This window comes from Mycobacterium sp., assembly GCF_035314665.1.
Lineage (GTDB): Bacteria > Actinomycetota > Actinomycetes > Mycobacteriales > Mycobacteriaceae > Mycobacterium.
In genome coordinates this window covers 16758-36238 of the sequence record NZ_DATFZD010000410.1, presented here as the reverse complement: position 1 = coordinate 36238, position 19481 = coordinate 16758, and the positions used below count along the sequence as shown (strand labels likewise).

The window sequence follows — 19481 nt, the reverse complement described above, 5'->3', positions numbered from 1 at the left end:
ATTGGGCACAACTCACCGGCTGGGCGAATTGCTTACCGGGCGGATTTGTGCCATGAGGTCACGGCTTATCGGCGCCGCTCCTCCTCGGGCCGGTCCCCAGCCCGCATCGTCGCCGTCGCGGAGGCCGCCACGGCCGCGAGTGAAATCAGCGCCAGCAGTTGCACGCCGGCGGAATGTCCGGCGTAACCGTCGACCGACCGCCACGGATGCCGAGACAATGCGGCGCCGGCCAGAATCAGCCCACCGGCGCTCGTCCCCATGGTGATCACGTCACGCCGTCGAGGGTTGTCGCGCAGCGCCCATTGCAGGCCGAGCCCGGCACCGAACACCACGACGCCCACCACTCCGGCGATCACCGCCGCGGCGGCCAGCACCGCGACGGCGGCCGCGGACCCGGGCGCCCACGGGCGTGCGGCGGGGTCGTCACGGTCCCGCCGTCGCTGCGGCCACCATGCCATCAGGGCCAACAGCGGCAGCAATGCCAGCCCGCCGCCCAGGCCGGCGCGGTAGAGCGCGTTGGGCGCGAAGGTCAGCGTGACGGTGCCCGACGTTCCCGCCGGCACCACCCAGCCCTGCTGCCAGCCGTTGACGGCCACCGGCGTGAGCCGCGTCCCGGCGCTGGTGTGTGCGACCCAACCGGGGTTGAGGCTTTCCGGCACGACCAGTAGCCGCGACGTCGGAGCCTCGGTTACGCGCACCTCGCGGTGGGCCGGACCCCATGCCCCGGTGGCAGCGGGTGTCATGGATGCCGCTGTGGCGGTGGGTGATTCGGCTGCGAGCGGCCCCGACAATTGCGCGCCGTCGACGACGAATTGCGACCCGGGACTGATCAATAGCTCTTGCTGACCGGCGGGCAACTGGATCGGCTGACGGTCGCACGCTTGGGCGCCCACCGGCGCGCCGTCCAGCAGCGCGCCCACCGTGGTCTGAATCGCGGTGTGTACAAACCGGCCGGCGATCCCGATGACCGGCCCGTGTTCGCAGTCGACGGTGACCTCGCGAGCGCGGTTGCGCGCGGCATCGGAAGGGGCAATCGGTTTGCCGTCGGCGCCGAGCACCAGGATCTCGGCCAGCCCCGGCGGTTTCAGCTGATCGAAGCCCAGCGCGGTGCGGTCGATCACGTCATCCCAGTCCAGCAGGCTGACCGTGACGGTGTCGGTGACGCGGGATTTCAGCGACAGGCTCTGCGCATCTTTCAACTCGCGGACCTGCGGGCCGTCCCCGAGGTCGATCGCGACCATGGTCGGGTGCGCGGGCACCGATGAGCGGCTGGGAACCAGCCGCAGCCCGGTCACCTCGGTGGGCCGGGGCAGGGTGACGGTCAGAGTCGGGGGCGTCTTGTGCTGCACCACTCGCTGCGGTGCCGTCCACGCGGTGGCCGGATCACCGTCGGTGGCGGCATACGCCGAGCCGAGAACGTCGACCAGATCGGAGTCACCGCGAGCCCGGGTGCTGTCCGGCTCGGCGATCAGGTCGGCCAGTTTAGGTCCCGGCCGCGCGCGCACCCACACCGTTGGACGCACCGAAACCGGTTGGGGCACAGTCAGTGTCCGGCTGAACGTGACCGGTGTTTCCGGTACCAGCGCCATTGACGCCGCGCACTGCATGTTCTTGGGCCCCATGGCGCAGCCCGGCCGGCCGAGCAACTCAGAGCCCAGGTCCCACCGCGCGACCGCAGTATTCGGCGGGGGACCGGGAACCAGCACGGTGTGCCGTAGGTCGACCGGGTGCGCGAACCCGGAGGCGTCGTACTGGGTGATCGACAAGTCGGTGATCGCGAACTGCACCCCGGCCGAACCGTCGTCGGTGGCGATCGCGGTGACCCGCACCCATGGCGTTTCGCCGTACGGGAGCGCGGCGGTCACCGGTTTGCCGGCCTCGTCGAACCTCAGCGTCGTGGTGCCGGTGGCGGTGGCTACCTCGATCCTGCGGACCTGGGCGCCGACGGCGGTCGCGCTCGGCGTGACGGTGATGACGCTGTTGGTGACCGGATGGTCGAAGTCCACCTGCAGCCATTGACCTACGGCGGACTGCAGCCCGTTGGACACCCACGCGGTCGCCGAGTCGCCGTCGATCGCGGCCGCGGGCGAGGTCGCCGGCGCGACGTCGGGCAGCGCGGTGGCATCCGACGACGAGCTGGACACCGTGAGCCGGCCACCGGTCCAGGCGCCGTACACGGTTTCAGCGCCCGGGGCCGGGTAGTCGGGCACCCGGTTGAAGGTGCGCCGGGCGTCGCCGACGGCCCGGATCGCCGACGAGTGGTCATCGACCCGGCCGTAGTCGGTTTCCCGGGCCACCGGTGTATCGGTGACGGTGACCCCGGCCCCGGCGGGCGTCGGCAGACCGGCGCGTTCGGCGTCCGCGGTCATCAGCACCGGACCCAGCGGAGGCTGACCCGACAGCCGTCGGCGTTCGTCGAGGCGCAACAGCGCTTCCGGCCCGCCGTCGACGCGGGCCAGCCGGTCGGTGTCGGTCAGGTAGGGGGCGGCGGGTTTGCCGGTGGCTGTGACGACGCGGTAGATCTCCACGGCGGGATATCGCGGCCGCAAACCGCTGTCGGTGACGAATCCCGACACCGGGCCGGGCCCGACCGGCGCGCCGAATTCGGCGACCTTCGCCAGGCGCGGCAATCCAGCGATGGCCCGGTGCACCAGAATCGGACGCGCCGAGCGCGACGCGTCGGGGTCCAGGTCGTTACGCACGACGACATACGAAATACCTTGGCGGGCAAGGGTATCAGCCAGCCCCGCGGAAGGTCTGCCGGCCGCGAAGAGCCGTTGCACCGAATCCAGCGCCCGGATGGTTTGCGGCGGCGTCAACGGGATCGAGTCGCGCACTCCCCACGGGCTGGTGCCCAGCACCTGCAACGGTTCGTCGTGGCTGGTACCCCACAGCTGGGTGGCGAACGGCGCGCCGGGAACCACCAACACCCGACCCGGCGTCGGTGCGCCGGTGTTGTGTTCGGAGAGCCAATCGGCGGCGTCATGCCAATACCGCGGTATCGCGCTGAACGTCCCGGGCGGGGTGATCCGGCCGGTCCACGCCAGCGAAGTGCCGGCCATCAGGGCGGTCAGGATCACGATCGTGGCCGCCACCCGCTTGTCGCGCTCCGGGTGAGCAAACGCGTGGATCCATTCGACTCTCGGCGCGGTCCCCGGCAGCGGAATCCTGCCCAGCAGCTGCGCCAGGCCCAGCACTATCGGGATCCGAACCACCGACTCCAGCTTGTGCACGTTGCGCAGTGGCGCTCCGCCGGCGTCCAGGAAGGCCTGCACGTGATGCGCCAGCGGCGAGCCGAGCCCGCCGCTGTATCCGGCGGCCAGCAGCACCACCCCGACGAGCAGCATCGTCACCAGCCGCCCCCGCGCCAGCAAATTCCTCATCGCTAGACCGGCCAGTCCGGCAGCCGCCACTAGACAGGTGGCCAGGATGGCGACCGATCCGGTGACCAGAGGCGCGCCCGCGGTCGCGTCCGGCGCCACGAACGGGGTCCAGCTGTCGGTACCGCGCAGCACTTCGACCAGCGACGACCATTGCGTCGTCACGCCGGACGATTCGATGAAGTCCAGGAACGGCGGGCTGATCCGGGCCATCAAGATCAGCGCCACCAGCCACCACGTCATCGCCAATGCCAGGGCCAGCAACCACCACGCGCTGTAGCGCCACCACCGGCGGTTGGGCCGGTGACAGGCCCACCAGATCACCGCGGGCAGGCAGCCGGCCAACGTCGCGATCGCGTTGACGGCTCCCATCAGCGCCACGGCCAGCCCGGCCCGCCCGGCGAGCCGGCGCACCGACCGGTCGGCGTCGCCGCGCAGCGCCAGAATGGTGGGCAGCAGCACCCACGGCGCCAGCATGATCGGCAACGTTTCCGACGAGATCGACCCCAGGGTCGTCAATACCCGAGGCGACAGCGCGAACGCCACCGCCGCGATCACGCGCGATGTCGGACTGCCGATCCCCAGCGCCTCAGCGACCCGCAATAACCCCCAGAAGCCGACGGTCAGCAGCAACGCCCACCACAGCCGCTGGGTCACCCAGCCGGGTAGCCCCAGCAGATGACCGGCCAGGAAGAAGGCCCCGTGCGGAAACAGGTAGCCGTAGGCCTGGTTTTGCGCCTGCCCGAAGGGCAGTTCGCTGTTCCACAAATTGGTCGCCCGGGTCAGGAAGCGCAGCGGGTTGGCGGTGAGGTCGAGCTTGGTGTCGGGGGAGATCCGCCCGGGCGACTGGGCGAAGCTCAGCGTCAGCGCGACGGTCGCGACCAGCCACAACCAGCGTCGCGACAGGGGCGTCGCAGCAGAAACCATTTTCGCACCGGCGGCCTGGGTCCGCCTCTGACTGCCCGGCTCCTCAACGGGCCGTTCCCCGGCCCGCATCGTCACCGGGCGGCGGCTAGCTGCGGTTGCCGTACTCGACCCGGTTGAGCACCGACGACTGCGGGTCGCCTCCGGGAAGGGGTGGCTTGGTGTCCTGCTGCACCATCAACGTGATCCCGAAGATCGCGGCTGCGCCCAGCAGCAGACCAACCACGACGCTGGCGGCGGCGGGCGCAACGAACCGGTTCATCGGGCAGCTCCTTGGAATTGCGGGCGTGCTAGGGGCCAAACCTAGCAGAAGGCAAGGTCGCGGCCGGTGGAGCGTTCGGCGGGCGGGGCGTCGGCGCCGCGCGAATCGACCCCATGACAGCATGGGCGAATGGCTTCCTCGCGTGTACTGGCCGTGCTCGCCGCGGTTACGGCGGTGTTGGCGGGCTGCGGCCACACCTCCGAACGACCCAAGTCGGCACCGGCCACGTCATCGGCGAAGCCGATCCCCCCGGCCCGACCCGCGTGCGGGGAGCCGGGGGCGATCCTGGCGGCAATGTCCACCCGCGACAAGCTGGCTCAGCTGCTGATGGTGGGCGTACGCAACGGCGACGACGCCAAAGCCGTCGTGACAGACCACCACGTCGGCGGCATTTTCGTCGGCAGCTGGACCGACCTGTCGATGCTGACCAACGGCACGGTGAAGAATCTGTCCGCGAGCACGGCGCTGCCGGTGGCGATCAGCGTCGACGAGGAGGGCGGCCGGGTAGCGCGGCTGTCGTCGCTGATCGGCCCGTCGCCGTCGCCGCGGGTGCTGGCCCACACGAACACCGCCGACGAGGTCTACGGCATTGCGTTGGACCGCGGCCACAAGATGCGTGGCCTGGGTATCACCATCGATTTCGCCCCGGTGGTCGACGTCACCGACGCGCCCGACGACACCGTGATCGGCGACCGGTCGTTCGGCTCGGATCCGGCCGTCGTCACCGCGTACGCCGGCGCATATGCGCGAGGTCTGCGCGACGCCGGGCTGCTGCCGGTGCTCAAGCATTTTCCCGGCCACGGGCACGGATCCGGCGACTCGCACACCGGCGGAGTGACCACGCCGCCGCTTGAGGCGTTGCAGAACAACGATCTGGTGCCGTACCGGACGCTGGTGACCGCGGCGCCCGTCGGCGTCATGATCGGCCACCTGCAGGTGCCCGGCCTGACTGGCGATCAACCGGCCAGCCTCAGCAAGGCCGCCATTCAGTTGTTGCGCACCGGGACCGGCTACAAAGGCCCGGCCTTCGACGGCCCGGTGTTCAGCGACGACCTATCCAGCATGGCCGCGATCAACCAGCACTACGGCGTGCCGGAAGCGGTCCTGCGATCCCTGCAGGCCGGCACCGACATCGCGCTGTGGGTTACCACCGACGAGGTGCCCGCCGTGCTGGATCGTCTGGAGAAGGCATTGGCCGCAGGGGAGTTGACGATGTCCGCCGTCGATGCCTCGGTACTGCGGGTGGCGAAGGTCAAGGGCCCGAAGCCAGACTGCGGGCCGTAAACGCGGCGGCCCGCATACGCATTGCTTACCCTGAAGGCAGACGGGCGCACCCGTAGGTCGGCGAGAAGGGGACAGCATGGCAGGTGGTACCAAGCGGTTACCCCGTGCTGTGCGCGAACAGCAGATGCTGGATGCCGCCGTCGAGATGTTCTCCATCAACGGCTATCACGAGACGTCGATGGATGTGATCGCGGCCAAGGCCGAGATCTCCAAGCCGATGCTGTATCTGTACTACGGCTCCAAGGAAGAACTGTTCGGCGCCTGTCTTGATCGCGAGATGACACGATTCATCGATGGTGTGCGCGAGGACATCAATCTGGAGCAGAGCCCAAAGGACTTGTTGCGCAACACTATTGTCGCGTTCATGCATTACATCGACGCCAACCGCGCGTCGTGGATCGTGATGTACACGCAGGCCACCAGCTCGCAAGCATTCGCCCACACCGTGCGCGAGGGCCGCGAGCGGATCATCGCCTTGGTTGCTCGAATACTGGAGGCCGGCACCCGGAATCCCGAACCCGACACCGACTTCGAGATGATAGCGGTCGCGCTGGTGGGCGCCGGCGAAGCGATCGCGACCCGGCTCAGTACCGGCGATACCGACGTCGACGAGGCGGCTGCGTTGATGATCAACCTGTTCTGGCGCGGTCTCAAGGGCGTGCCGTCCGATCGGGACGCGCACGAGGCCGCCGCTGGGTCCGGTTAGCCGGGACCTCGCCATTCACCCCATGAGCCGCCGCGATGTTGAGTTTTTCTGCGCGACGGTGATTGTCGGGTTGCTGGCCGGGGTTGCCGGGTTGTCGACGACGCTGCTGCTGCGTTTTCTTGAGCACCTCACCTACCACTACACATTCGGAACGCTGCTGCAGGGGGTCACCGGCAGCAGCCCGGTGCGTCGAGCTTTGGGGCCAATGGTGGGCGGAGCCCTGGCAGGGCTGGGCTGGTGGGCACTGCGGTCCAGAACCGATGTCCCGTCACTTTCTACGGCGATCGAGCGCCGCGAGCGGATACGCATGCTGCCCTTCGGCGGCGACGCGGCACTGCAAGTGCTGGTGGTTGGCACCGGTGCATCGCTGGGCCGGGAAGGGGCCCCTCGCGAATTCGCCGCGGCCCTTGGCGATTTGGGGATCGGATGGCTGAAACGCCTGTCGCCCCGCGACCGGGAGATTCTGCTGGGGTGTGCGGCCGGCGCCGGGCTGGGTGCCGTTTATGCGGTGCCGCTCGGTGGTGCGCTGTTCGCGCTGCGGATCATGTTGAGAACGTGGCATCTCCGAGCGGTGGGTGCCGCGCTGATCACCTCGAGCCTGGGTGTCGCGGTTGCCTCGGTGGTCACCCATAATCAGACGATTCTGACCTGGCCCGACCTGCATTTTTCCTACCGTTTGATCGGTTACGCGCTGGTGCTGGGCCCGCTGACCTTTGTGGTGGGACTGGTGTTCAATCGCGCCATGGGAGCGGCACATCGGGCCGCAGTGCGGAGATCCTGGCTGCTGATCCCGGCAATCGCCGGCGCCGGGTTGCTGACCGGTGTCTGCTCACACTGGTGGCCCGAACTGCCCGGCAACGGCAGATCGATCCTGAGCGCGACGCTCGCCGGCGGGATGACCTTGGCGACGGCGGCGGCGGTCTTGATTCTGAAACCGCTACTGACGGCGGTTTTTCTGCGCGCCGGCGCGACGGGCGGATTGATCACCCCCGCGCTTGCGACCGGCGCGGCGGCGGGGACGCTGTTGGTGCTGACCATCAATGCGGCCGCAGGGACCCACTTTCACGTTCAGGCGATCTCGATGGCCGGTGCAGCCGGTGTGCTCGCGATCAGTCAAGGCACACCGTTTTGGGCGGCGATCTTCGTGTGGGAACTTGCCCGGCCGCCGATTTGGCTATTGCTGGTTTTCCTGGCTGCCGCCCTTAGCGCATACGGTGTCCGACTACTTGTCGAGCGCGATTCCGGCTAGTGCGTCCGCAGCGTGCCGGTCAGATGCGGATACCCCTTGGCGATGTTGCGCAAGCTGATGTCCCAGCCGTCCTCGACCTGATCGACGTAGAGTCCCGCACTGGCGGGCAGCACCACTGGTTTGCCGAACCGCACCGAATATGTCACAGCATCGGGGAGACCGGCCTCTAAATTCGCCAATACTGCTGCAGCGCTGAACATTCCGTGTGCAATCACGGTGGGGAAGCCGAACAACTTGGCCCCGATGGGGTTGGTGTGGATCGGGTTGTGATCGCCGCCGATCGCAGCATAGCGCCGAATCTGGCCCGGGGTGATCCGCAGGATGGCTTTCGGTGGCGGCGGCTTGGGCTGCTTCTGCGGCGGTGGCTTGGGTTCGTCGGACAAGCTGGTGCGTTGTTGGTGCAGGAACGTTGTCACCTGGTGCCATGCCACCTCGTTACCGACGCTGACATCGGTCACCAGGTCGACCAGCAGGCCTTTGCGGTGTTCACGCAGGTTCTCGGCGTGCACGTTGATATTGACCGTATCGGTTACCTTGATCGGCCGGTATTGGGTAATGTGATTTTCGGTATGGACGGATCCCATTGCAGCGAAAGGGAAGTCGAATCCGGTTACCAGCGACATCATGGTCGGGAAGGTCAACGCGAACGGGTAGGTCAGCGGCACGGTGTCGCCGTAGCGCAGTCCGGTAACCGCTGCATAGTCGGCGACGTTCCCGCGGTCGATGGGCACGTCGTTGACGGTCAGCGTCCTGCTGGGCAGGTGGTCGCTGCGTGGCACGAACGGCAACGCCCCCGCCGCCGCGCGCAGCAGGTTCTTCAGGCCGCTTGGTTGCGTCACTGCGTATCTCCTCTGCGCTATGCGCCCAGCATAGCCTGGCCGCAAACACGAATGACGTTGCCCGTCACCGCGTTTGACGCCGGGCTGGCGAAGTAGGCGATGGTCTCGGCGACGTCCACCGGTTGCCCACCTTGGAACAGCGAGTTCATCCGGCGGCCCACCTCGCGGGTGGCCAGCGGGATGGCCGCGGTCATCTGGGTTTCGATGAAACCCGGCGCGACGGCGTTGATCGTGATGCCCTTCTCGGCGAGCACCGGTGCCAGCGCCTGAGTCAGCCCGATCATGCCCGCCTTGGTGGTCGCGTAGTTGGTCTGCCCGCGGTTGCCCGCGATGCCGGCCATCGACGACAGACCGATCACCCGGCCGCCGTCCCCGATGCTGCCGTTGCCGATCAGTCCCTCGGTAAGCCGTTGTGGCGCAAGCAGGTTGACGGCCAGAACCGAGTTCCAGCGGGCGTCGTCCATGTTGGCCAGCAGCTTGTCGCGGGTGATGCCGGCGTTGTTGACCAGGATGTCGGCCCTGCCGTCGTAGTGCTCACGCAGATGCTCGCTGATCCGGTCGACGGCATCGTCTGCGGTGACGTCGAGGGTCAGGGCCGTCCCACCGATCCGGGTGGCGGTCTCGGCCAGCGCCTCGGCGGCGCCCTCCACGTCGACCGCGATGACCCGGGCCCCGTCCCGGGCGAACACCTCGGCGATCGTCGCGCCGATGCCGCGCGCAGCACCGGTCACGATGCCCACCTTGCCGTCCAGCGGCCGGTCCCAGTCGGCTGGCGGAGTGGAGTCGGCGGCGCCGACGTAGAACACCTGCCCGTCCACGTAGGCCGATTTGGCCGACAGCAGGAACCGCAGGGTCGACTCTGCGCCGGTAGCGGCCGGTTTTGCATCGGGCGACAGGTAGACCAGCGCGGCGGTCGCTCCGCGCCGCAGCTCCTTGCCCAGCGAGCGGGTGAAGCCCTCCAGCGCGCGCTGCGCGATCCGCTCGTCGGTGCTGCCGGCGTGGTCGGGGGTGGTGCCGACGACGACGACGCGGCCGGAGTGGCCGACATTGCGCAGCAGCGGCGTGAAGAACTCGTGCAGCGCCGTCAACCCGGCGGGCGTGGTGATACCGGTGGCGTCGAAAACCAGCCCGCCGAACGAATCGGCCCAGCGACCACCGAGGTTGGCGCCCACCACGTCGTAATCCTTATCGAGCGCCGCCCGCAGCGGCTCGACAACCCGGCCCTCCCCGCCGATCAGCAGCGACCCGGCCAGCGGCCGATCACCGACCCGATAACGGCGCAGTTTCTCGGGCTGCGGCACGCCGAGTTGCTTGGCGAGAAACGAGCCGGGCCCGGAGTTGACGACTTGGGACAATAGATCGGGTGAAACCTTGGGGGCCACTGAGCTGCCTTCCGTATCGAGCGTGTCATCTGTCGACTACCGTATCGAAGAGCGAACTTACTCCAGAGTAAGAACAGTAGGTAGTATGACCCCTAGTGGTGGATAACCCCCAACCGACGGAGATAAGCGTGACTTCTGAAAGTTCCATGCGCCGCGTCGCTGTGCTCGGTGGCAATCGAATCCCGTTCGCGCGCTCGGACCGCGCCTACGCCGAGGCGTCCAACCAGGACATGTTCACCGCCGCCCTGGGAGGGCTGGTCGACCGGTTCGGCCTTGCCGGTGAACGTTTGGGCGCGGTGATCGGCGGCGCGGTGCTCAAGCACAGCCGCGACTTCAACCTGATGCGCGAGTGCGTGCTCGGATCGGCGCTGTCGTCTTACACGCCCGCCTTCGACCTGCAGCAGGCCTGTGGCACCGGCTTGCAGGCGGCGATCGCCGCGGCCGACGGCATCGCGTCCGGCCGCTACGAGGTCGCCGCCGCCGGCGGCGTGGACACCACCTCCGATGCGCCGATCGGCTTGGGCGACAACCTGCGCCGCACACTGCTGGGACTGCGTCGGTCAAAGTCCAACGTCGAGCGGCTGAAGCTGGTCGGCAAGCTCCCGGCCAGCGTCGGGGTGGAGATCCCAGTGAACAGCGAGCCACGCACCGGCCTGTCGATGGGCGAGCACCAGGCCATCACCGCCAAGCAGATGGGCATCAAGCGGGTCGACCAGGATGAGTTGGCCGCCGCTAGCCACCGCAATATGGCGGCGGCCTACGACAGCGGCTTCTTCGACGACCTGGTCACCCCGTTCTTGGGTCTTTATCGCGACGACAACCTGCGGCCGGACTCGTCGGCGGAGAAGCTGGCCAAGCTCAAGCCGGTGTTCGGGGTGAAGGCCGGCGACGCCACGATGACGGCCGGCAACTCCACACCGCTGACCGACGGCGCGTCGGTGGCCTTGCTGGCCAGCGAAGAGTGGGCAGCCGGGCGCTCGCTGACGCCGCTGGCCTACTTCGTCGACGCCGAGACGGCGTCGGTGGACTACGTCAACGGCGCCGACGGCCTGCTGATGGCGCCGACATACGCGGTGCCACGCCTGCTGGCGCGCAATGGGCTCAGCCTTGCCGACTTCGACTTCTACGAGATCCATGAGGCATTCGCCTCGGTCGTGCTGGCGCACCTGCAGGCCTGGGAGTCCGAGGAGTACTGCAAGGAGCGGCTGGGCCTGGATGCGGCGCTGGGGCCCATCGACCGGTCCAAGCTGAACGTGAACGGGTCCTCGCTGGCGGCCGGTCACCCGTTCGCCGCCACCGGCGGGCGGATCCTTGCGCAGCTGGCCAAGCAACTGTCCGAGGCGAAGGCCCAGCACAACGGAGCCAAGCCGGTGCGCGGGCTGATCTCGATCTGTGCCGCCGGCGGCCAAGGCGTCGCCGCCATTCTGGAAGCCTGATACGCCAGGTGCGGTGTGCCGTTTACTAACGACGGCGCCTGGGTATGCGACCTCACGGATAGCTCCGTGTTGTCGTCCGACCCCCCGACCCGATGGCAGCGCGGGGCGTCCTTGAATCGGCCGAAGGCCTGTTCACAGGTGTCGGCCGATGGGGGCCGCCGACGGAAGGAGGGGATCCGCGGCGGCCCCTCCCCACAAATAGCCAAGACGCGAAATCCCCCATTCTCCAACGAGAACGGGGGATTTCGCTGTTGGGGATCAGAAGCCCAATTAGCCGACTCCTACTCGGCCGTTTCACGGCCGCATCGTCGTCGCCTAGAAGGCCGCTTCGTCGAGCTCCATGATGTCGTTGTCGATCGTGTCCAACACCTGGCGGGTGCTGGTCAGCAACGGCAGGAAGTTCTTGGCGAAGAACGACGCCACCGCGATCTTGCCCTCGTAGAAGGCCCGGTCGGCGTCGCTGGCACCGGCGTCGAGCGCCTCCAGGGCCACCGCGGCCTGACGCTGCAGCAACCAGCCGATGACCAGGTCGCCGACGCTCATCAGGAAGCGCACCGAACCCGTCCCCACCTTGTAGATGCTGGAGATGTCGTCCTGCGCGGCCATCAGGTAGCCGGTCAGCGTCGCTGCCATCGCCTGCACGTCCGCCAGGGCGGTGGCCAGCAGCGCACGCTCGGCCTTCAGCCGGCCGTTGCCGGACTCGTTCTTCAGGAACTCCTCGATCTGCCCGGACACGTGGGCCAGCGCCACACCCTTGTCGCGGACGATCTTCCGGAAGAAGAAGTCCTGCGCCTGGATGGCCGTGGTGCCCTCGTAAAGCGAGTCGATCTTGGCGTCGCGGATGTACTGCTCGATCGGGTAGTCCTGCAAGAAGCCGGATCCGCCGAAGGTCTGCAGGCTCTCGGTGAGCTTGGCGTAGGCCTGCTCGGAGCCGACACCCTTGACGATCGGCAGCATCAGGTCGTTGACCTTGACCGCCAGGTCGGCGTCCACGCCGTGCAGTGCCGTGGCGACGGCCGCATCCTGGTAGGTCGCGGTGTAGAGGTACAGCGCACGCAGGCCCTCGGCGTAAGCCTTCTGGGTCATCAGGCTGCGACGCACGTCCGGGTGGTGCGTGATGGTCACCCGCGGCGCGGTCTTGTCGGTCATTTGGGTCAGGTCGGCGCCCTGCACGCGCTCCTTGGCGTAGGCCAGGGCGTTGAGGTAGCCGGTGGACAGCGTCGCGATGGCCTTGGTACCGACCAGCATGCGGGCGTTTTCGATGACCTCGAACATCTGCGCGATGCCGTTGTGCACCTCGCCGACCAGCCAGCCCTTGGCCGGAACGCCGTGCTGACCAAAGGTCAGTTCACAGGTCGCAGAGACTTTCAGGCCCATCTTGTGCTCGACGTTGGTGACGAACACGCCGTTGCGCTCGCCCAGCTCGCCGGTCTCGAAGTCGAACAGCACCTTGGGCACGAAGAACAGCGACAGGCCCTTGGTACCCGGTCCGGCACCCTCGGGGCGAGCCAGCACCAGGTGAAAGATGTTCTCGAACATGTCGTCCGAGTCGCCCGAGGTGATGAACCGCTTCACGCCGTCGATGTGCCAGGAGCCGTCGTCCTGCTGGACGGCCTTGGTCCGGCCGGCGCCGACGTCCGAGCCGGCGTCCGGCTCGGTGAGCACCATGGTCGAGCCCCAGCCGCGCTCGGCGGCCAGCACGGCCCACTTCTTCTGCTCTTCGGTGGCCAGGTTGTAGAAGATCTGGGCGAATCCCGCGCCGCCGGCGTACATCCACACCGCCGGGTTGGCGCCGAGCAGGTGCTCGTGCAGCGCCCACAGCATCGCCTGGGGCATCGGCATGCCACCCAGCTCTTCGGCTAGGCCGACCTTGTCCCAACCGGCTTCGATGACCGCGCGCACCGACGCCTTGAAGCTCTCGGGGAGCTTCACGGAGTGGGTCTCCGGGTCGAAGACCGGGGGATTGCGGTCGCCCTCGACGAAGGACTCGGCGACCGGGCCTTCGGCCAGCCGGCTCATCTCCGTCAGCATTTCGCGGGCGGTGTCGGCGTCCAGGTCGGCGTAGTCGCCTTCGCCGAAGGACTTGTCGACGCCCAACACCTCAAACAGGTTGAATACCTGGTCGCGCACATTGCTCTTGTAGTGGCTCACTGGTTCCTCCTCGATGAGAACGCCACTTGTGGTTGGGTACTAAGGCTAAGTTACCCACCAGTAACACCGTAAAGCTATACCCAATCGGTAACGCGATGCAACCGACTGTGAGCTAAATTTCATTGCCTAATTAACCAACCGGTTGGGTTCGTGCTGATCAAGACCGTGGCATACGGTGTCACCTGCGGCGATGATGGGTAGGTGACAACTGTGTCGACCGTCACCGCGCTGCCAGAAGTGGACCTACGCCACCCTCCTGGCCAACTGCGCGAACGGTTGCGCGAGGCGGCCCACGAGGTCGGCTTCTTCTATCTGATCGGCCACGGGGTGCCTCCGGCGCTGACGCGTCGGGTGCTGGCGACGGCGCGGCGGCTGTTCGCGCTGCCGCAGGCCGAGAAGGACGCTGTCGCGATGGTGCACAGTCCGCATTTCCGCGGCTATACCCGGCTTGGTGGCGAGCTGACCGGCGGCGAGGTGGACTGGCGCGAGCAGATCGACATCGGACCGGAGCGCCACCCGGTGGGCGGCCCGGGCAAGCCGGACTATCTGTGGCTTCAGGGTCCCAACCAGTGGCCGGCAGCGCTGCCCGAGCTGCCGGGGATCATCGCGGAGTGGGACGCGGCGCTCGGCGCGGTGGCCCGCAGCTTGTTGCGGCATTGGGCGGCCTCGCTGGGCAGTCCGCCGGACGTGTTCGACGCCGCCTTCGCCGAGACGCCGGCCACCTTGATCAAGGTTGTGCATTATCCGGCGACCGCGGCCGGCCCGCAGGGCGTCGGCGCGCATCGAGATTCCGGGGTCCTCACGCTGCTGCTCGCGGAGCCGGGCAGCCGGGGATTGCAGGTGCGGTCGGGCCGCAACGGCAAAAGCTGGATCGACGTCCCGGCGCGCGACGGGGCATTCATCGTCAATATCGGTGAGCTGCTGGAGCTAGCGACCGGCGGCTATCTGCGGGCGACCGAGCACCGGGTGAACCTGCGTCATACGGCTGATCGGCTCTCGGTGCCGTACTTCTTCAACCCGCGACTGGACGCGCAGATCCCCACCTTGTCGCTGCCTTCGGACTTGGCGGCTCGGGCGAGTCGGCGCGCGGACCCTTCCGACCCCATCTTCTCGGTGTATGGCCGAAATGCGTGGAAGAGCCGGTTGCGGGCCCACCCCGACGTCGCTGCCGCGCATGGCTACTCGTCGGGCGGGTAGGGTCAGGAATACCAAAATCTCCTGATGCGAATGAAGCCCGGTGAATCTACCTGACAAGCTGACACCGTCGTCACTGCGCGAGGCCTTCGGCCACTTCCCGTCCGGCGTGATCGCCATTGCGGCCGAAGTCGACGGCGTCCGAGAAGGGCTGGCGGCCAGCACGTTTGTCCCGGTGTCGCTGGAACCGCCGTTGGTGTCGTTCTGCGTACAGAACACCTCGACGACGTGGCCGAAGCTCAAGCAGGTGCGGGCGCTGGGTATCAGCGTTCTGGGCGAGGCGCACGACGAAGCCGTCCGGATGCTGGCCGCCAAAACGGGCGACCGGTTCGCCGGGTTGGAGACGGTGTCCAACAGCAGCGGTGCGGTGTTCATCAAGGGCACCAGTGTTTGGTTGGAAAGCGCGATCGAGCAACTCATTCCCGCCGGAGACCACACGATCGTGGTGTTGCGGGTCAGCGATGTCCAAGTCGACGCGAATGTTGCGCCGATCGTCTTTCACCGCAGCGTTTTCCGTCGGCTGGGAGTCTAGGGACGCTTGCTGAGTTCGTCGCGGTAAGCCTGGATACGACGCTCGAGTTCCGCGGCGTCCTGCTCGCGTCCTTCTTTGCGGGCGAGTTCGGCGCGCACCGAGAGCTCACGGATCGCCGTTCGAATGTCGTTGATGCTGACGGATCGTCCGATAGCCATGTCCACCGCCTTTCGGGTTGTACGCGGCTGCGCGTTGGATACCCGGATCGGCAGGCGGCTAACACCCGCTGCGTGTCAGCGACGGAACAGCTTGTTGCCCAACCACACCACCGGATCGTATTTCTGGTCGGCGACGCGTTCCTTCATCGGAATCAGGGCGTTATCGGTGATCTTGATGCTCTCGGGGCAGACTTCGGTGCAGCACTTGGTGATGTTGCAGTACCCGAGGCCGTGCTGCTCCTGCGCCTGGTTGCGCCGGTCCAGTGTGTCCAGCGGATGCATCTCCAGCTCGGCGATGCGCATCAGATAGCGCGGGCCGGCAAACGCTTCTTTGTTGTCTTCGTGATCACGGATCACGTGGCAGACGTTGTTGCACAGGAAACATTCGATGCACTTGCGGAACTCTTGAGAACGCTCCACGTCCTTCTGCGCCATCCGGTACTCACCGGGCTGAAGATCCTTTGGCGGCGCGAATGACGGTATTTCCCTTGCCTTCTCGTAGTTGAACGACACATCGGTGACCAGATCCCGGATCACTGGGAAGGTCCGGATCGGCGTCACGGTGACCACTTCGTCTTCGGCGAAGGTCGACATCCGCGTCATGCACATCAACCGGGGCTTGCCGTTGACCTCAGCCGAGCACGAGCCGCACTTGCCGGCTTTGCAGTTCCACCGCACCGCCAAGTCCGGTGTCTGGGTCTGTTGCAGGCGGTGGATGATGTCGAGCACCACCTCGCCCTCGTTGACCTCCACGGTGAAGTCCTGCAGGGCACCGCCGGACTGGTCGCCGCGCCATACCCGCATGGTTGCGTTGTAGCTCATCAGCCTCTCCGTCCTGGGTGGTCGGCCAGTTCGTCGGCGGTGTAGTACTTCTCCAGTTCGGAGATTTCGAACACCTCGAGCAGATCGGGCCGCATCGGAATCTGGTCTTTGTGAGTGACCGAGACGTCGGGGATGACGGGGTCACCACCGGCCGCTTTGCAGACCAGCAACACCTTGCGCCACGACGGATCCATGCCGGGGTGATCATCGCGGGTGTGGCCGCCCCGGCTTTCGGTGCGCTCCAGCGCTGCCTTGGCGACGCATTCGCTGACCAGCAGCAGGTTGCGCAGATCGATGGCGAGGTTCCAGCCGGGGTTGTACTGCCGGTGTCCCTCGACGTGGATGTGCTTGAACCGTTCCCGAAGCTGGTCGAGTCGACCGAGGGCCTCGGTGATTTCATCGGCCTTGCGGATGATGCCCACAAGGTCGTTCATCGTCTGCTGCAGCTCTATGTGCAACGTGTAGGGGTTCTCCCCGGTGGCGCCGTTCGTCGGCGTCTCGAAGGGAGCCAGCGCTCGTTTGGCCGCCGCGTCGATGTCCGCGTCGGAGACTTTCGGACGGCTGCTCAGCGCCCGCACGTAATCGGCGGCGCCCAGACCGGCCCGACGGCCGAACACCAGCAAGTCCGACAGTGAGTTGCCGCCCAGCCGGTTGGACCCGTGCATGCCGCCGGAGCACTCGCCCGCGGCGAAAAGCCCGGGGACGGTGGCGGCACCGGTGTCGGCGTCCACCTCGATACCGCCCATCACGTAGTGGCAGGTGGGTCCGACTTCCATTGGCTCTTTGGTGATGTCGACCCCGGCCAGCTCCTTGAACTGGTGGTACATCGACGGGAGGCGCTTCTTGATCTGCTCGGGCGTCAGCCGCGACGCGATGTCGAGGTAGACCCCGCCGTGCGGGGTGCCGCGGCCGGCCTTGACTTCGGAGTTGATCGCGCGGGCGACCTCGTCACGGGGCAACAGGTCCGGGGTGCGACGGGCCGAGTCGTTGTCCTTGAGCCACTGGTCGGCCTCTTGCTCGGTCTCGGCGTACTGGCCTTTGAACACCGGCGGGATGTACTCGAACATGAACCGTTTGTTGTCGGAGTTCTTCAGCACGCCGCCGTCACCGCGCACGCCCTCGGTGACCAGGATGCCCTTGACGCTGGGCGGCCACACCATGCCGGTCGGGTGGAACTGAACGAACTCCATGTTGATCAGCGAAGCGCCCGCCCGCAGCGCCAGGGCGTGGCCGTCGCCCGTGTACTCCCAGGAGTTCGAGGTGACCTTGAACGACTTGCCGATTCCGCCGGTTGCCATCACCACCGCCGGGGCCTCGAACAGGACGAAGCGGCCGCTTTCACGCCAGTAGCCGAATGCTCCGGAGATCGCGTCACCGTCTTTGATGAGGTCGGTGATGGTGCACTCGGCGAAAACCTTGATCCTCGCCTCGTAGTCGCCGAGCTCGGCGTAGTCCTCCTGCTGCAGCGAGACGATTTTCTGCTGCATGGTGCGGATCAGCTCCAGGCCGGTCCGGTCGCCGACGTGTGCCAGCCGCGGGTAGGTGTGCCCGCCGAAGTTGCGCTGGCTGATCTTGCCGTCCTTGAGGCGGTCGAACAGCGCGCCGTAGGTCTCCAGTTCCCAAACCCGGTCGGGGGCCTCCTTGGCGTGCAACTCGGCCATCCGCCAGTTGTTCAGGAACTTCCCGCCGCGCATCGTGTCGCCGAAGTGGGTCGTCCAGTTGTCTTTCGGGTTGGTGTTACCCATCGCGGCCGCGCAACCGCCCTCGGCCATCACCGTGTGGGCCTTGCCGAACAGCGACTTGCACACCACCGCAACCTTGAGGCCGCGTTCCCGCGCCTCGATGACCGCGCGCAAACCTGCGCCGCCGGCACCGATCACGACGACGTCGTAGGAGTGCCGTTCGACCTCAGTCATGGAACCTCGCTCAACTTTCTGATATTCGTGAAAAAGCTTCTCAGCCAACAAACCTCAGGTCCGGGATGGCACCGCCGGCCACCAGCGCGATGTAGAAGTCGGTGAGCATCAGCGTGCCCAGTGTGATCCACGCGTACAGCTTGTGTCGGGTGTTGAGCTTGCTGACCTGGGTCCAGATCCAGTACCGCACAGGGTGTTTGGAGAAGTGCTTCAGCCGCCCGCCGGTGACGTGCCGGCACGAATGGCAGGACAGCGTGTACACCCAGAGCATGACGACGTTGCCGACCATGATCAGGTTGCCCAAGCCGAAGCCGAATCCACCCGGTCCCTCATCGGAATGGAACGCGACGATCGCGTCGTAGCTGTTGATCACCGAGATGATGACGGCGATGTAGAAGAAATAGCGGTGCGTGTTCTGAACGATCAGCGGGAATTTGGTCTCGCCGCTGTAGTGGACGCGGGGCTCGGCCACCGCACAGGCGGTGGGGGACTGCCAGACCGTGCGGTAATAGGCGCCGCGGTAGTAGTAGCAGGTCAGCCGGAATAGCAGCAGGAACGGCAGCGTCAGCGCCGCGAACGGTAGCCACCACATGTTCGGCAGGATCTGCGGCCAGAAGTCGCTGGCCTCACCGCAAGCCTTGCTGACGCACGGCGAGTAGAACGGCGTCAGGTAGTGGTACTTCGGGACAAAGAAGTAGTCACGCTGGAACGCGCGCGCGGTTGCGTAGATGACAAATGCGGCGAAGCCGAGGTCGATCCGCAGCGGCGACATCCACCACCGGTCGGTGCGTAGCGTCCGTTGCTGGATGTGGGCGCGCGTAGGTGAAAAGACACCGGACGCAGTACGGTCCGCCGTGGGTGCGCTCATGTATTGTCATCCTCTTCGCGTGGCCTCGTCGGAGAGTACCCACAGCGAAGACCACCCGGTCTCGCGGGGGGTGCGTCAATAACGACTGTGGCCGCCGACGCCTTCGTCGTCGACGTCGCGCCAGAAGTCGCTGTCGTATTGAGTGTCGGGGATGCCGATTTTCTCACCCGGTTGGTGGACGTCTTGGCGAGCCAAATCCAGCTCACCGGCGTCGATGTCGAGCAACTCGACGTCGTTGAGGATTCGCTGGACGTCGTTGACCACCCGCCGCATCGCGGGGGTGTCGCGGTATCGCGAGCTCAACGACGTCACGCACCGCCGCAGGCCACCGATGAGCTCGTGTAGCTCGGCGAGTTCAGTAGTGCTGGACAACGGATC

The 19481-nt window shown here is 66.8% G+C and carries 16 protein-coding genes; 6 read left to right on the top strand and 10 right to left on the bottom strand.

Going from position 1 to position 19481, the window contains the following annotated elements; translation table 11 throughout:
* Positions 1-65: 65 nt before the first annotated feature.
* The gene (locus VKI00_RS29235) at positions 66-4307 is read right to left on the bottom strand and encodes an alpha-(1->3)-arabinofuranosyltransferase domain-containing protein (RefSeq protein ID WP_324444455.1); all 4242 of its coding nucleotides are present in this window, start codon (positions 4305-4307) and stop codon (positions 66-68) included.
* 85 nt (positions 4308-4392) lie between these two features.
* The gene (locus tag VKI00_RS29230) at positions 4393-4566 is read right to left on the bottom strand and encodes a DUF2613 domain-containing protein (RefSeq protein WP_067342410.1); all 174 of its coding nucleotides are present in this window, start codon (positions 4564-4566) and stop codon (positions 4393-4395) included.
* A 129-nt stretch (positions 4567-4695) separates the two neighbouring features.
* On the opposite strand from VKI00_RS29230, the gene VKI00_RS29225 reads away from it, so the two are divergent.
* The 3 genes from VKI00_RS29225 (at position 4696) to VKI00_RS29215 (ending at position 7805) form a co-directional block, all read left to right on the top strand.
* A complete protein-coding gene (locus VKI00_RS29225; RefSeq protein WP_324444450.1) occupies positions 4696-5850 on the top strand; it encodes a glycoside hydrolase family 3 N-terminal domain-containing protein in 1155 nt (384 codons plus the stop codon).
* A 76-nt stretch (positions 5851-5926) separates the two neighbouring features.
* Positions 5927-6556, top strand: coding sequence for a TetR/AcrR family transcriptional regulator (locus VKI00_RS29220; RefSeq protein WP_324444448.1), 630 nt, complete (start codon positions 5927-5929; stop codon positions 6554-6556).
* A 22-nt stretch (positions 6557-6578) separates the two neighbouring features.
* Positions 6579-7805 (top strand): chloride channel protein, encoded by a 1227-nt coding sequence (locus VKI00_RS29215; protein ID WP_324444446.1) that lies wholly within the window; start codon positions 6579-6581, stop codon positions 7803-7805.
* Here VKI00_RS29215 and VKI00_RS29210 read toward each other — a convergent pair.
* Both VKI00_RS29210 and VKI00_RS29205 read right to left on the bottom strand, forming a co-directional pair.
* Entirely contained in the window at positions 7802-8644 is an 843-nt protein-coding gene (locus VKI00_RS29210; protein WP_324444444.1) for a MaoC/PaaZ C-terminal domain-containing protein, read from the bottom strand. The two genes, VKI00_RS29215 and VKI00_RS29210, sit on opposite strands and share 4 nt — an antisense overlap.
* A 17-nt stretch (positions 8645-8661) precedes the next feature.
* On the bottom strand, positions 8662-10026 hold the full coding sequence (locus VKI00_RS29205; RefSeq protein ID WP_324444442.1) for a 3-oxoacyl-ACP reductase: 1365 nt from the start codon (positions 10024-10026) through the stop codon (positions 8662-8664).
* 146 nt (positions 10027-10172) lie between these two features.
* Between VKI00_RS29205 and VKI00_RS29200 the strand changes: the two genes are divergently transcribed.
* Positions 10173-11462, top strand: coding sequence for an acetyl-CoA C-acetyltransferase (locus VKI00_RS29200; RefSeq protein WP_324444502.1), 1290 nt, complete (start codon positions 10173-10175; stop codon positions 11460-11462).
* A 315-nt stretch (positions 11463-11777) separates the two neighbouring features.
* Here VKI00_RS29200 and VKI00_RS29195 read toward each other — a convergent pair whose 3' ends face one another.
* Positions 11778-13613 carry an acyl-CoA dehydrogenase gene (locus VKI00_RS29195; RefSeq protein ID WP_324444440.1) on the bottom strand — a complete coding sequence of 612 codons (1836 nt, stop codon included), beginning with the start codon at positions 13611-13613 and terminating at the stop codon, positions 11778-11780.
* A gap of 210 nt (positions 13614-13823) precedes the next feature.
* Here VKI00_RS29195 and VKI00_RS29190 point away from each other — a divergent pair, with 210 nt between their 5' ends.
* On the top strand, positions 13824-14810 hold the full coding sequence (locus VKI00_RS29190; protein ID WP_324444500.1) for an isopenicillin N synthase family dioxygenase: 987 nt from the start codon (positions 13824-13826) through the stop codon (positions 14808-14810).
* Positions 14811-14850: 40 nt separating this feature from the next.
* The gene (locus VKI00_RS29185; RefSeq protein ID WP_324444438.1) at positions 14851-15339 is read left to right on the top strand and encodes a flavin reductase family protein; all 489 of its coding nucleotides are present in this window, start codon (positions 14851-14853) and stop codon (positions 15337-15339) included.
* Here VKI00_RS29185 and VKI00_RS29180 read toward each other — a convergent pair.
* From VKI00_RS29180 to VKI00_RS29160, 5 genes are all read right to left on the bottom strand, one after another.
* Entirely contained in the window at positions 15336-15497 is a 162-nt protein-coding gene (locus VKI00_RS29180) for a hypothetical protein (RefSeq protein WP_324444436.1), read from the bottom strand. The two genes, VKI00_RS29185 and VKI00_RS29180, sit on opposite strands and share 4 nt — an antisense overlap.
* Before the next feature lie 75 nt (positions 15498-15572).
* Positions 15573-16319 carry a succinate dehydrogenase/fumarate reductase iron-sulfur subunit gene (locus VKI00_RS29175; protein WP_324444434.1) on the bottom strand — a complete coding sequence of 249 codons (747 nt, stop codon included), beginning with the start codon at positions 16317-16319 and terminating at the stop codon, positions 15573-15575.
* Positions 16319-18235, bottom strand: coding sequence for a fumarate reductase/succinate dehydrogenase flavoprotein subunit (locus VKI00_RS29170; protein WP_324444432.1), 1917 nt, complete (start codon positions 18233-18235; stop codon positions 16319-16321). The genes VKI00_RS29175 and VKI00_RS29170 overlap by 1 nt, the downstream gene beginning before the upstream one ends.
* A 40-nt stretch (positions 18236-18275) precedes the next feature.
* Positions 18276-19103: a hypothetical protein gene (locus tag VKI00_RS29165; RefSeq protein ID WP_324444430.1), complete on the bottom strand. Its 828-nt coding sequence runs from the start codon at positions 19101-19103 to the stop codon at positions 18276-18278.
* A gap of 75 nt (positions 19104-19178) precedes the next feature.
* The gene (locus VKI00_RS29160; protein ID WP_324444428.1) at positions 19179-19475 is read right to left on the bottom strand and encodes a hypothetical protein; all 297 of its coding nucleotides are present in this window, start codon (positions 19473-19475) and stop codon (positions 19179-19181) included.
* Positions 19476-19481 lie beyond the last annotated feature (6 nt).

What these genes read in the sequence shown, in the direction of transcription:
- VKI00_RS29230 (WP_067342410.1), bottom strand. Translation starts at nt 4,566, where the DNA reads ATGAACCGGTTCGTTGCGCCCGCCGCCGCCAGCGTCGTGGTTGGTCTG.
- VKI00_RS29175 (WP_324444434.1), bottom strand. Translation starts at nt 16,319, where the DNA reads ATGAGCTACAACGCAACCATGCGGGTATGGCGCGGCGACCAGTCCGGC.
- VKI00_RS29200 (WP_324444502.1), top strand. Translation starts at nt 10,173, where the DNA reads ATGCGCCGCGTCGCTGTGCTCGGTGGCAATCGAATCCCGTTCGCGCGC.
- VKI00_RS29235 (WP_324444455.1), bottom strand. Translation starts at nt 4,307, where the DNA reads ATGGTTTCTGCTGCGACGCCCCTGTCGCGACGCTGGTTGTGGCTGGTC.
- VKI00_RS29225 (WP_324444450.1), top strand. Translation starts at nt 4,696, where the DNA reads ATGGCTTCCTCGCGTGTACTGGCCGTGCTCGCCGCGGTTACGGCGGTG.
- VKI00_RS29165 (WP_324444430.1), bottom strand. Translation starts at nt 19,103, where the DNA reads ATGAGCGCACCCACGGCGGACCGTACTGCGTCCGGTGTCTTTTCACCT.
- VKI00_RS29220 (WP_324444448.1), top strand. Translation starts at nt 5,927, where the DNA reads ATGGCAGGTGGTACCAAGCGGTTACCCCGTGCTGTGCGCGAACAGCAG.
- VKI00_RS29180 (WP_324444436.1), bottom strand. Translation starts at nt 15,497, where the DNA reads ATGGCTATCGGACGATCCGTCAGCATCAACGACATTCGAACGGCGATC.
- VKI00_RS29215 (WP_324444446.1), top strand. Translation starts at nt 6,579, where the DNA reads ATGAGCCGCCGCGATGTTGAGTTTTTCTGCGCGACGGTGATTGTCGGG.
- VKI00_RS29170 (WP_324444432.1), bottom strand. Translation starts at nt 18,235, where the DNA reads ATGACTGAGGTCGAACGGCACTCCTACGACGTCGTCGTGATCGGTGCC.